The organism is Pseudomonas sp. RHF3.3-3, from assembly GCF_048069595.1.
Lineage (GTDB): Bacteria > Pseudomonadota > Gammaproteobacteria > Pseudomonadales > Pseudomonadaceae > Aquipseudomonas > Aquipseudomonas fuscovaginae_B.
In genome coordinates, this window is record NZ_CP182250.1 from 360,001 (window position 1) to 372,999 (window position 12,999).

Annotated in this window: 7 protein-coding genes and 3 rRNA genes (1 of these 10 only partly in view); 5 read left to right on the plus strand and 5 right to left on the minus strand. The window is 61.2% G+C overall.

What is annotated here, in order from left to right:
* The 4 genes from ACMGT0_RS01620 to ACMGT0_RS01635 form a co-directional block, all read left to right on the plus strand.
* A 23S ribosomal RNA gene (locus tag ACMGT0_RS01620) occupies positions 1-2,464 on the plus strand; it begins 427 nt to the left of the window's first position.
* Between the two features lie 149 nt (positions 2,465-2,613).
* Positions 2,614-2,729: ribosomal RNA gene (rrf, locus tag ACMGT0_RS01625) — 5S ribosomal RNA — on the plus strand.
* A 109-nt stretch (positions 2,730-2,838) separates the two neighbouring features.
* Positions 2,839-2,954 (plus strand): 5S ribosomal RNA (gene rrf / locus ACMGT0_RS01630).
* Between the two features lie 316 nt (positions 2,955-3,270).
* The gene (locus ACMGT0_RS01635; protein WP_416771228.1) at positions 3,271-5,151 is read left to right on the plus strand and encodes a methyl-accepting chemotaxis protein; all 1,881 of its coding nucleotides are present in this window, start codon (positions 3,271-3,273) and stop codon (positions 5,149-5,151) included.
* A gap of 93 nt (positions 5,152-5,244) precedes the next feature.
* Here ACMGT0_RS01635 and ACMGT0_RS01640 read toward each other — a convergent pair whose 3' ends face one another.
* From ACMGT0_RS01640 to ACMGT0_RS01660, 5 genes are all read right to left on the minus strand, one after another.
* Positions 5,245-5,712 (minus strand): SRPBCC family protein, encoded by a 468-nt coding sequence (locus ACMGT0_RS01640; RefSeq protein WP_054057380.1) that lies wholly within the window; start codon positions 5,710-5,712, stop codon positions 5,245-5,247.
* Between the two features lie 29 nt (positions 5,713-5,741).
* Positions 5,742-9,161 carry an amino acid adenylation domain-containing protein gene (locus ACMGT0_RS01645; RefSeq protein ID WP_416771230.1) on the minus strand — a complete coding sequence of 1,140 codons (3,420 nt, stop codon included), beginning with the start codon at positions 9,159-9,161 and terminating at the stop codon, positions 5,742-5,744.
* Entirely contained in the window at positions 9,158-10,105 is a 948-nt protein-coding gene (locus tag ACMGT0_RS01650; protein ID WP_054061293.1) for a diiron oxygenase, read from the minus strand. The genes ACMGT0_RS01645 and ACMGT0_RS01650 overlap by 4 nt, the downstream gene beginning before the upstream one ends.
* Positions 10,102-10,278: a DUF3050 domain-containing protein gene (locus tag ACMGT0_RS01655; protein WP_239688152.1), complete on the minus strand. Its 177-nt coding sequence runs from the start codon at positions 10,276-10,278 to the stop codon at positions 10,102-10,104. The genes ACMGT0_RS01650 and ACMGT0_RS01655 overlap by 4 nt, the downstream gene beginning before the upstream one ends.
* A gap of 695 nt (positions 10,279-10,973) precedes the next feature.
* Entirely contained in the window at positions 10,974-11,657 is a 684-nt protein-coding gene (locus ACMGT0_RS01660; protein ID WP_054061292.1) for a GntR family transcriptional regulator, read from the minus strand.
* Between the two features lie 437 nt (positions 11,658-12,094).
* Between ACMGT0_RS01660 and ACMGT0_RS01665 the strand changes: the two genes are divergently transcribed.
* Positions 12,095-12,991 (plus strand): TauD/TfdA dioxygenase family protein, encoded by an 897-nt coding sequence (locus ACMGT0_RS01665; protein ID WP_054061291.1) that lies wholly within the window; start codon positions 12,095-12,097, stop codon positions 12,989-12,991.
* Positions 12,992-12,999 lie beyond the last annotated feature (8 nt).

A 12,999-nucleotide genomic window follows, 5' to 3' on the forward strand; every position in this document is an offset into this window, starting at 1 on the left:
TGACTGACCGATAGTGAACTAGTACCGTGAGGGAAAGGCGAAAAGAACCCCGGAGAGGGGAGTGAAATAGATCCTGAAACCGTATGCGTACAAGCAGTGGGAGCAGACTTTGTTCTGTGACTGCGTACCTTTTGTATAATGGGTCAGCGACTTATATTCAGTGGCGAGCTTAACCGAATAGGGGAGGCGTAGCGAAAGCGAGTCTTAATAGGGCGTTTAGTCGCTGGGTATAGACCCGAAACCGGGCGATCTATCCATGGGCAGGTTGAAGGTTAGGTAACACTGACTGGAGGACCGAACCGACTACCGTTGAAAAGTTAGCGGATGACCTGTGGATCGGAGTGAAAGGCTAATCAAGCTCGGAGATAGCTGGTTCTCCTCGAAAGCTATTTAGGTAGCGCCTCACGTATCACTCCAGGGGGTAGAGCACTGTTTCGGCTAGGGGGTCATCCCGACTTACCAAACCGATGCAAACTCCGAATACCTGGAAGTGCCGAGCGTGGGAGACACACGGCGGGTGCTAACGTCCGTCGTGAAAAGGGAAACAACCCAGACCGTCAGCTAAGGTCCCAAAGTCATGGTTAAGTGGGAAACGATGTGGGAAGGCTTAGACAGCTAGGAGGTTGGCTTAGAAGCAGCCATCCTTTAAAGAAAGCGTAATAGCTCACTAGTCGAGTCGGCCTGCGCGGAAGATGTAACGGGGCTCAAACCATGCACCGAAGCTACGGGTGTCACGCAAGTGACGCGGTAGAGGAGCGTTCTGTAAGCCTGTGAAGGTGAGTTGAGAAGCTTGCTGGAGGTATCAGAAGTGCGAATGCTGACATGAGTAACGACAATGGGTGTGAAAAACACCCACGCCGAAAGACCAAGGTTTCCTGCGCAACGTTAATCGACGCAGGGTTAGTCGGTCCCTAAGGCGAGGCTGAAAAGCGTAGTCGATGGAAAACAGGTTAATATTCCTGTACTTCTGGTTATTGCGATGGAGGGACGGAGAAGGCTAGGCCAGCTTGGCGTTGGTTGTCCAAGTTTAAGGTGGTAGGCTGAGATCTTAGGTAAATCCGGGATCTTAAGGCCGAGAGCTGATGACGAGTGTCCTTTAGGACGCGAAGTGGTTGATGCCATGCTTCCAAGAAAAGCTTCTAAGCTTCAGATAACCAGGAACCGTACCCCAAACCGACACAGGTGGTTAGGTAGAGAATACCAAGGCGCTTGAGAGAACTCGGGTGAAGGAACTAGGCAAAATGGCACCGTAACTTCGGGAGAAGGTGCGCCGGTGAGGGTGAAGGACTTGCTCCGTAAGCCCATGCCGGTCGAAGATACCAGGCCGCTGCGACTGTTTATTAAAAACACAGCACTCTGCAAACACGAAAGTGGACGTATAGGGTGTGACGCCTGCCCGGTGCCGGAAGGTTAATTGATGGGGTTAGCGAAAGCGAAGCTCTTGATCGAAGCCCCGGTAAACGGCGGCCGTAACTATAACGGTCCTAAGGTAGCGAAATTCCTTGTCGGGTAAGTTCCGACCTGCACGAATGGCGTAACGATGGCGGCGCTGTCTCCACCCGAGACTCAGTGAAATTGAAATCGCTGTGAAGATGCAGTGTATCCGCGGCTAGACGGAAAGACCCCGTGAACCTTTACTATAGCTTTGCACTGGACTTTGAATTTGCTTGTGTAGGATAGGTGGGAGGCTTTGAAGCGTGAACGCCAGTTTGCGTGGAGCCATTCTTGAAATACCACCCTGGCAACTTTGAGGTTCTAACTCAGGTCCGTTATCCGGATCGAGGACAGTGTATGGTGGGTAGTTTGACTGGGGCGGTCTCCTCCTAAAGAGTAACGGAGGAGTACGAAGGTGCGCTCAGACCGGTCGGAAATCGGTCGCAGAGTATAAAGGCAAAAGCGCGCTTGACTGCGAGACAGACACGTCGAGCAGGTACGAAAGTAGGTCTTAGTGATCCGGTGGTTCTGTATGGAAGGGCCATCGCTCAACGGATAAAAGGTACTCCGGGGATAACAGGCTGATACCGCCCAAGAGTTCATATCGACGGCGGTGTTTGGCACCTCGATGTCGGCTCATCACATCCTGGGGCTGAAGCCGGTCCCAAGGGTATGGCTGTTCGCCATTTAAAGTGGTACGCGAGCTGGGTTTAGAACGTCGTGAGACAGTTCGGTCCCTATCTGCCGTGGACGTTTGAGATTTGAGAGGGGCTGCTCCTAGTACGAGAGGACCGGAGTGGACGAACCTCTGGTGTTCCGGTTGTCACGCCAGTGGCATTGCCGGGTAGCTATGTTCGGAAAAGATAACCGCTGAAAGCATCTAAGCGGGAAACTTGCCTCAAGATGAGATCTCACTGGAACCTTGAGTTCCCTGAAGGGCCGTCGAAGACTACGACGTTGATAGGTGGGGTGTGTAAGCGCTGTGAGGCGTTGAGCTAACCCATACTAATTGCCCGTGAGGCTTGACCATATAACACCCAAGCAATTTGCGTCGAATGAGCAGATTGCGGTGTATGAAGACGAAGTGAACCGAAAGTTTGCCACGCACAAAGCACCGAAAACTGTCACGTACCCGATTCGCTGGAGCGTTGCCCAGGCAACGAGCCGGCTACCGAATTTCTTGACGACCATAGAGCATTGGAACCACCTGATCCCATCCCGAACTCAGAAGTGAAACGATGCATCGCCGATGGTAGTGTGGGGTTTCCCCATGTGAGAGTAGGTCATCGTCAAGATTAAATTCCAAAACCCCTATCTGCGCAGGCAGGTAGGGGTTTTGTCTTTTTGTAGAAGTTCCTCATTTTGCTGGGGCGTTGCACGAGCGACGAACCGGCCACAGAATTTCTTGACGACCATAGAGCATCGGAACCACCTGATCCCATCCCGAACTCAGAAGTGAAACGATGCATCGCCGATGGTAGTGTGGGGTTTCCCCATGTGAGAGTAGGTCATCGTCAAGATTGAATTCCGAAACCCCTATCTGCGCAGGCAGGTAGGGGTTTTGTTTTTTCCGGCTACTCTCTCTGGACACCGTCCGTCTCACCCCCGTATTTTCCCCCTGACCTGGGAGCACGAATCAGCACGGGCTATTTGCCCTCTCGTCGGCGAACCGCGACATTTGCGATAAGGCCATTAAGTTTTCTGCCGATGATGCCGACAAGAGGAAGAGCCGTGCGTGCACCAAAGTAGAGCACCCATGGACGGTCATCTGCGCTACTGAAGGGACTGTCGCATCGTGTACGCACCCCCAATCTTCGGCATGAGAAGTTCCGTGAAATGAATCTTAAATTCAGCCATAAAATCCTGCTGGCCGCTTCCGGTGTCGTGGTTCTGGCCTTTGCGCTGTTCACCCTCTACAACGATTACCTGCAACGCAGCACCATCGGGCAGAACCTCGAATCATCGGTCGAGCAAGCGGGCGACCTTACCGCCAGCAGTGTGCAGAACTGGCTGAGCGGGCGGATCCTGGTGCTGGAAAACCTCGCGCAGAACATCGCGCACCAGGGCAGCAAGGCCGATTACCCAGGCCTGGTGGACCAACCGGCCTTCACCTCGAACTTCCAGTTCACCTACGTCGGCCAGACCGACGGCACCTTCACCCAGCGTCCCGACGCGAAGATGCCGGACGGCTACGATCCACGTCAGCGTCCCTGGTACAAGGCCGCCGTAGCGGCCGACAAGACCATGCTCACCCCGCCCTACATGGCCTCGGTCGGCGGGCTGGTGGTGACCATCGCCATGCCGGTCAAAGGCAGCGGGCAACTGCTGGGTGTGGTCGGCGGCGACCTGAGCCTGGAAACCCTGGTGAAGATCATCAACTCGGTGGACTTCGGCGGGATCGGCCACGCCTTCCTGGTCAGCGGTGACGGTCAGGTGATCGTCAGCCCCGACAAGGACCAGGTGATGAAGAACCTCAAGGACATCTACTCGGGTTCGGCCCTTCGTATCGCCAAGGGCATCCAGGAGGTCACCCTGAACGGCCAGGAACGCATCCTGTCGTTCACCCCGGTGGTGGGCCTGCCGTCGGCTGACTGGTACATCGGCCTGTCCATCGACAAGGACAAGGCCTACGCGCCACTGAGCAAGTTCCGCACCTCGGCACTGATCGCGATGTTCATCGCGGTGGCCGCCATCGCGGTATTGCTGAGCCTGCTCATCCAGGTGCTGATGCGTCCGCTGACCACCATGGGCCGGGCCATGCAGGATATCGCCCAGGGTGAGGGTGATCTGACCCGTCGCCTGCACATCGTTCACAAGGACGAGTTCGGCGAATTGGCCGGCTCCTTCAACCAGTTCGTCGAGCGGATTCATGCCTCGATCGCCGAAGTGTCCTCGGCCACGCGCCACGTACACGACCTGTCCCAGCGGGTGATGAACTCCTCGAACGCCTCGATCATCGGCTCCGATGAACAAAGCGCGCGGACCAACAGTGTCGCCGCCGCCATCAACCAGTTGGGTGCGGCCACGCAGGAAATCGCCCGCAATGCCGCCGATGCCTCGCAGCACGCCAGCGGTGCGAGCGAGCAGGCCGACGATGGCCGCCAAGTGGTGGAACGCACCATCCAGTCGATGACCGAGCTGTCGCAGAAGATCAGTCTGTCCTGCACCCAGATCGAGACCCTGAACGCCAGCACCGACAACATCGGGCACATCCTCGACGTGATCAAGGGCATTTCCCAGCAGACCAACCTGCTGGCCCTCAACGCCGCCATTGAAGCAGCCCGTGCCGGTGAGGCCGGACGGGGTTTTGCCGTGGTCGCCGACGAAGTGCGCAACCTGGCGCACCGTACCCAGGAATCGGCGGAGGAGATCCACAAGATGATCACCTCGTTGCAGGTCGGCTCCCGCGAGGCGGTGACCACCATGAATGCCAGCCAGGCCTCCAGCGAGGAGAGCGTCGAAGTCGCCAACCAGGCCGGTGCGCGACTGATCAGCGTGACCCAGCGGATCGGCGAGATCGATGGCATGAACCAGTCGGTGGCGGCCGCGACCGAAGAGCAGACGGCGGTGGTCGAGGCTCTCAACCTCGACATCACCCAGATCAACCTGCTCAACCAGCAGGGCGTGGCCAACCTCAACGAGACGTTGAAGGACTGCGATGCGCTGGCACAGCAGGCGGGTCGCCTGAAGCAGTTGGTGGACAGCTTCAAGATCTGATTCCGGCCGACAGTCCGCTCCTGCGAAAGGGTAGGGGCGGCGTCAGTAAAAAGCTGTTCGCGGGCTTGCCCGCGAACAGGAACACCAGCGTCCTCAGCTCAACAACGCCCGCACATTTCCCATCGCCTCATCGGCGAACTCCTGGATGAAACGCCGAAACCCCGGCGTCCCCTGGGCGCTGGCCGCCGCCGGTTCGGCGATGATGGTCCAGGTCGCCCGGCAGCGCTCCTGCGCCAACGGTTCGACGCTCATCATCGCCCACAGTTGGCCAACCCCAAGCGTGTTGTAGAGCGTGGTCCATGTCATGCGCATCGCCTGTTCGTCACGGCTGTTGAGCTGTTCGACCACCACATGGCCGTCCTTGAACGACTTCTTGCGCAGCGCGCCCACGCCTTCGCCAATCATCTCGATATGCGAAAGCGCCGTGACGAACACGGCGAAGCCGGCAAAGTCGCCGACCATGGCCCAGGCGCTGGCGGCGTTGGTGGGGAGCTCGACCGTGGACGTCACGGCCTCGCCTCGAGGGTTGCGGATCAGGGTATCGGGTTGCAGGGAGTGCATCATGATGTGCTCCAGGTGGTTGTGGTGAATCAGATGAATCGGATCTGCCTGAGGTAGTCGCAGCCCTTGCGCAGCAGCGCCGCACTCTTGACCGGATAGGTCGCCCCCATGCGCCGCACGCCGGCCTCGGCCTGGCTGTGCTCGATCGTCGAGATGTCGCCGATGTCTTCTTCGAAACCGTTGAGGTAGAAACCCAGCACCTCGAACAGCGCGTTATCGCGCTCGACCCGCTGCAGTTGCCGCTGCCAGTCGGCGACGCTGACCAGCCGGAACGCGTACCCGGCCTCGCGGAACGCCGCGACGTAGTCGTTCCAGCTCAGCGGTTGCGGGTTGTGCAGGTTGAAGACCCCGGTGCTGTCCGGCAGGCGTCGGCTGTGGGCGGCAATGAAGCGGGCGAGGAAGTCCACCGGCATCAGGTCGAAATTGAGCGCCAGGGCCGGCACCTGGCCCAGTTGCAGTGAGCCCTTGAGCATCAGCAGCAGGCGATTGCGGTGCGGCTGGCAGACGCCGTTGCGACTGTTGAAGGCGATATTGCCGGGACGGAAGAGATTGACCCACGCGCCTTGCTCGCGAGCCCGCTGGGCAATCCGTTCGCCGACCCACTTGGACAGGTTGTAGCCATTGCGGATGTAGATCGGCGGCGTCTCGGCCGGCGGTTGTTCCAGCACCCGGCCCTGGTCGCTGACCCGGCTGCAGGCGGACAGACTGGAGATGAAGTTGAAGATCTTCTTGCTGCGCCCCTCGCACAGGCGCAGGCACTCGAACAGCGGAGCGACGTTGTCGGGTGCCAGCGCCTCGTAGTCGAGCACGTGATTGACGTGGGCGGCGTTGTGGATCAGTACCCCGAACTCGCGGTCGATGCGTTCGTACACATCGTCGGCCAGCCCCAGGTGCGGCTGGCGGATATCCGCAGGGTAGACCCGCACACGCTCCAGGTTCAGGTGCTCCAGACGGTTGTCGCGCAGGGCCCGGGCAAAACGCGCGGCGGCCGGCTCGCTGGCGCTGTCGCGGACCAGGCAGGCGATCTCGCTGACGCCCGCCGCCAGCAGGGCCTCGACGAGGTGCACGCCGACGAAGCTGTTGGCACCGGTCAGCAGCACCTTGCCGCGGTCACCGGCACGCTGCGCCGGCAACGCCTGCCAGTCCAGCCCGCGTTCGGCATCGACCCGTATCCGCGGGCTCAATGCCCCAGCGGCCGACTCGCCCCTGACCAGCACCGCCAGCCGACACAGGGTCGGCTCCTCGATGAAGCGGTTGATGGAGATGCCATGCCCGTAACGGGCGCGAATGCCTAGCAGCATCTTCGACAGCAGGATCGAATGCCCGCCCAGGTTGAAGAAACTTTCATCGGTGGCGATCCCCTCGGCTGGCAATCCCAGCAGCCTGGCCCAAAGCGCCTGCAACCAGGCCTCGTCGGCATTGGCCGGCTGCCGCAGGCCTGGACTGCCACCCAGCCGGACCGGCAAGGCCAGCAGCGCCCGGCGGTCGACCTTGCCATTGGCGGCCATCGGCAACGCTGTCAGCTCGACATAGGCGGCCGGGTGCATGTAGTCCGGCAGGCAGCGCTCGACATACTGCCTGAGGGCTTCGCGGTGGCGGTCGGCACTGGTCGGCTGGGCCAGGTAGGCGAGGACCTGCCGACGGCTGTCGATGACCACCGCCACCTGGCGGTACAAGCGGCTGTCGCGCAGGCAGCGCTCGATTTCCTGGGGCTCGACCCGAAAGCCGCGGATCTTCACCTGGTGGTCCCGACGCCCGCAGAACTCGATCCCCTCGGCGGTCCACCTGGCCAGGTCGCCGGTACGATACGCCCGCAGTGCCGGGCCGCCGCCGGGGCGCAGTTCGATGAAGCTCCCGGCGCTCCGGTCCGCAGCGTTCAGGTACCCCAGGCTGACACCTGGCCCGACGATATGCAGTTCGCCGACCGTCTGCTCGACCACCGGCTGGCCGCATTCATCGAGAATGAACACCTGGCTGTTGGCGATCGGTCCACCCAGGCTGCGGTGGCCGGTGTCGGTGCGCCACTGCCGCGCGGTGATCAGCACCGTCGCCTCGGCAGGGCCGTAGAGGTTATGGAAATTCGTCTGCCCGGCGAGGCGTTCGATGATCCACGGCTCGCAGACATCACCGCCGGTCAGCAGATGGCTCAGGCCCAGCGGCGGCTCCAGCGGCAGGAGGCCGAGCAGCATCGGCGGCAGGAAGGCATGGCTGATCCGTTGCCCGCGGATCAGTCGGGCGAGCTGTGCGGGATCGCGTCGCTGATCCTCGCTGGCGACCACCAGTTCGGCGCCCTGGATCAGGCTGGGGAAGATATCGATCAGTGACGCATCGAAGCCCGGTGTCGAGAACTGCAGCACCCGGTGCCGGGCTTCGAGTTCCACGTAATCGGCATACCACGCGCAGAAATGGGCGAGGTTGGCCTGGCTGAGCAGGATGCCCTTGGGCTGGCCGGTGGTGCCCGAGGTATAGAGCGCCAGACACGGCATTTGCGCGGTGAGGGCATGGCGTACCAGGGACGCGCCCAATGAGCCGTCGTCGCTACGCACGGTGGTGACATCCAGCGAGGGCAGGCGATCACCCATCGGGTGCCGGCCATCATGCAGCAGCAGGGCGGCCCCGGCGTCCGCCAGGATGAACTGCTGGCGCTGCAGTGGCTGATTCGGGTCCAGGGGCAGGTAGACCGCGCCACAGCCGAGAATGGCCAGCAGGCTGGCGTAGAAGGCCGGTGTCTTCGCCAGGCACAGGCCGATCACGGCGGGCTCCTCACGGCTATCCAGTCGGGCGAGGGCCGCCAGCAGGCGCTCCTGGATCGCCAGGCCGTGGGCATGCAACTGGCGGTAACGGGTCACCGCGCCGGCCACATTCAGGGCCGGACGTTCGGCGAACTGCCGCAGACTGTCTTCGATCCGCTGGATCACCGGCACGGCTGCCAGGGCCAGCAGTTCGGGCCGGGCCGTGTGGTTGAGGCGGTGTTCGAAGGCCAGTGACTCCAGGGCCGACAGCGGATGCTCGACGCCACCGGGCGGTGGGGTGATGGAGGGGACTTCAAGAAAATAGCCACGCTCACGGGCGAAACGGCTGACCAGCAGCGCACCCAGTTCCACCAGCTCACGACTTGCTGCCAGCCGCAGGACCTGGCCATTGCCGCTGTCGTCCCGGGCTAGCGGCTGGCGCCGGATCAGTCGTCCGTCCTGCCAGCAGCGCAGGGCCAGCGCCGGCAGCGGGCCGGGCGCCGGCGGGCCGTACTCCAGGCGCAAGCCAAGCCGTGGCGCGTTGCCGCCCGCCACCGGCAGCGGCTGGCTGCCATCCTCGATCAGCAGGTCGGCAGCCCAAGGCCGGCTTGCGTCGCCGCTCTGGTGCCGGATCACATGACCCTGCTGCTCCAACTCCCTCTTCAGGTCATCCAGCACCTGGCTGTGCCCGACCAGGAGGATGTCGAGGCGTCTCATGACGCGCTCCCGGGCTGGAGCAGATAGTCACCCAGCGTCTCCTGCACGCAGGCAGAGTCCAGCAGCGAACTGTTGCGCAGGAAGCGCACGATATTGATCACCAGCGGGTGATGCCGATTGAGCGGGTAGGCCAGGCTGGCGGCTTCGCTCCTGAGGGCCTGGCGGATCGGCTCGCCGACCGGCAGGTGTTCGATGACAGTGAAGTCGAAGGCTTTCTGCAGGTCGTTGGTCAGGTAATGGACGATGAACACCGGCAGGATCTCGGCAAGCGCTTCACGATCCGCCTCGCTCGCACCCTGCCAGTAAAGCCGTACCAGGCGGGTCCAGAACCCGGCATGACGGCCTTCGTCGAGCAGGTGGTCGGCCATCAGCCCCTTGACCGAAGCCTTGACCGACCCCTCCTGGGCGAAGGCTGCAACATCGTTGGTCACGGTGTTTTCCGCCATCGCCACGCAGATCAGCTCGACGGCGCCGCGCAAGTGTTCCGGCGCCATGCCCAGGGCTGCCGGTATCGCGCGGCTCAGCTCGATCTCGCCGGGCATCGCCAGCGGCTGGATGCCGGTCAGGGCGATGGTCTGCTGCATGAAGTCCATTGCCGCCAGGGCGTGGTAATCCTCATCCACCACCACCGTCATGGCGGCATAGCGGCAGGCCAGCGGGAAGCGGATCGGGAAGCGGTCCTTGGCAATGCGCCGTGCGGTACGGTCGACGATCTCGGTCTCGAAAATCACCACATCGTTGATGAACTTGTAGAGGCTCTGGGTCAGCACGAAGTCGCGCTGCTCGGGGCAGTGGGCGAGCAGGGTGCCACTGTTGGCCAGGGGTTGGCGGCTGAGCGGGTAGATCAGCCGGTCATCGTCCTCCAGCAGGCGCCGCGGACGGGTACGGATGCTGGCGCGGTTTTCCCAGGCCTCGACGAAGGCGCTGTAGTCGGCGGCGTTCATGAGGCGACTCCGATGGGCTCGGCCCGCAGTTTCAGGAGCACGGCGTCCCACACCGCGAAGACATGGCTTTCCATGAAGCGCATAAGTCGTTTCAGTGAATCGACTTCACTGAAAACAGGATGCTCAAGTAATTGTGCCTGTTCATATTCGAGGCGTTTTTCATAAATATTCATTGGCCACCTTGGTGGTTGGTAAGTTGGATGGCGATAAACAGCCGATTCCATACATTGCTGCCATGGGCTGAATAACAGGCGAACGAAGGCCTCAACCGGTAATTGAAAGTCGAGAGGCCTGAGGCAGCAGCATGGATGACCGGTCTGAGCCATGCGCCACAGCGCTGCGAGGGCAGGGCTGGGGTGCGTGTTTCCGGTTATTCAAACCTAGTACACAAGACAAGTTTCGATCAAGTTGTTTTTAAGTTTATTGAAGTTTCCACTTTTATAAGGAATGAGCGGTGCTTATAAAACAATTCAATTTTGTTTTATTGGGCGTAAGAGTGCCTTTTCCGCCCAATAACCGGCAGAATTAAAACAATGAGTGAATGCCTCACTCGGGCCACTCTTCAAACGGTTGAACGATGGTTTGGGTCGGCAGGGCCGGGACACGCTTGCTCCGTGCCTTGCGGCCTGTGGCAAAGCTCCTTCTGGTGAGTCTCCTATCCGGGTATCGCGTGGCGGGTTCGTACCGCGTCGATTGGCAAGGGTGTGCCCAAATGCGCGGCTCGGCTATCGCCTGAGGAGGCGCAGCACGTCCGACGCCTCGACCGGGCCTGGTCATCCCGCGTCAGCCAGGGTGACGCGGGGCAGGCCTCATGAGAGCGCTCGGGGCGATGCCGCGACTGGCCGGCACCCGTGCGCCGGCGGGCGGATCAGGACTTGCCAAGGTAGCGCTGGATGACTTCGATGCCTCGTCGCAAGTGCTGTTGCAGATGCGCCACGCAGGCATCGACCTGGCCGGCACGGGCCGCCTGGAGCAGTTCCCGGTGATCGTCCTGGGAGAGTTTCCCCAGGCCCATGGCCGACAGATTGAAGCGCAGGAAGCGTTCCTCCTCCACCAGGCCCTGTTCGATCAGCGCCAGCAGCTTTTGGTTGGGTGCCTTGCAATAGAGGCTCATGTGGAACAGGCGATTGAGCCGCCCCACGTGGGTGTAGTCGGTCTGCGCTTCCAGTTCGTCGACATATGCGGCACTGCGCTCCAGGTCTTCTGCGCTGAGCAGTGGCACCGACAGGCGCAGGGCCTGGGACTCCAGCAGGATGCGCAGGTCGTAGTTTTCCGTCGAGGTATCGTCGATCAGCGGCGCCACCACCGCGCCCTTGTACTGTACGACATGCAGCAGCGACTGCGCCTCGAGTTGGCGCAACGCCTCGCGGACCGGCATGCGACTGACGCCGAACAGCGTGGCCAGTTCCTGTTGGCGCAAGGCCGTGCCGCAGGGCAATCGCCCGTCGAGAATGGCGCCGCGCAAGGTTTCCTCGATCACCGCCCGGGCGAGGTAGGCGGGAATCGGGCCGCTGACGAGGATGCTGCCCAGAGGGTTCGGTTTTTTTGCCACGTTCAGACCACCTGCTGCTCGATGGGCAGCTGAAATCGAATTCGACGCAATGCCTGCCGTCACCCGGACGCTGGTCAAACCGCTGCCGGGGTCCTTCCACAGCGATAATTGCAAGGTGCCATTTTCTTCCAGCAAAGCCTGCGGAACTATCAATCGTTTCCCTGATAAGTGTAGGTCTCCGTCATTTTGTAAGTACGTTTTACTTTGCAGCGGCGAGGCATTTTGCACACCGTCGGGCGTTGCCCCGGATCGAAGTCCGCCAGTGTCCTATGCATATTCCCAAATGATATTTAAATTATTTCTCTTATGACTATATTGTCGTCCCACTGCGTACCCACCGACCAATCGGTGCGCCGCACGAACTGAACCAACACGGGACCACCGTGAGTTTCTGATCGAGGCGCGCTGTCGGGCGTGCTCTGCGTGGGAGTGAATACATGTCTTTGGTTTCTGCGGTTTCCCCGGCGCCGGTGGCGGCGTCCCAATCCTTCGAGATCCGCCCTTTCGTCGGCGCGACAGGCGCCGAAATCATCGGCCTGGACCTGCGCCAGCCGGTCAACGAAGAGGACTTCTCCCGCATCCACCGTGCGCACCTGGATCACCATGTGCTGGTGTTTCGTGACCAGCGTATCAGCCCCGAGCAGCAGATCGCCTTCAGTCGTCGTTTCGGCGTGTTGCAGATCCATGTACTCAAGCAATTCCTGCTGGCCGGGCACCCGGAGATCCTGATTGTCTCCAACATCGTCGAGAACGGTCAGAACATCGGTCTGGGCGATGCCGGCAAGTTCTGGCACTCGGATCTTTCCTACAAGGAACTGCCGAGCCTCGGTTCGATGCTGCATGCCCAGGAGTTGCCGGCCGAAGGTGGCGACACCCTGTTCGCCGACCAGCACAAGGCATGGGACAGCCTGCCCGAAGGGCTGCGCAAGGCGGTCGAAGGCCGCTCGGCGGCACATTCGTATACCGCGCGCTACAGCGAGAGCAAATTCGAGGGCAACTGGCGCCCGACCCTGACTCCGGAACAACTGGCCCAGGTCGCCGAGGTGGTGCACCCGATCGTCCGCACCCACCCGGAGACCGGCCGCAAGGCGCTGTTCGTCAGCGAAGGTTTCACCACCCGCATCGTCGGCCTGCCGGACGACGAGAGCCGGCAGATTCTCGCCGAGCTTTACGCCCACAGCGTGCTCCCGGAAAACATCTACCGCCATCAGTGGCAGCCCCACGACCTGGTGTTCTGGGACAACCGCTCGCTGATTCATCTGGCTGCCGGCTGCCCGAACCATCTGCGCCGCAAGCTCTACCGCACCACCATCCAGGGCGATGCCCCATTCTGACCTGATCG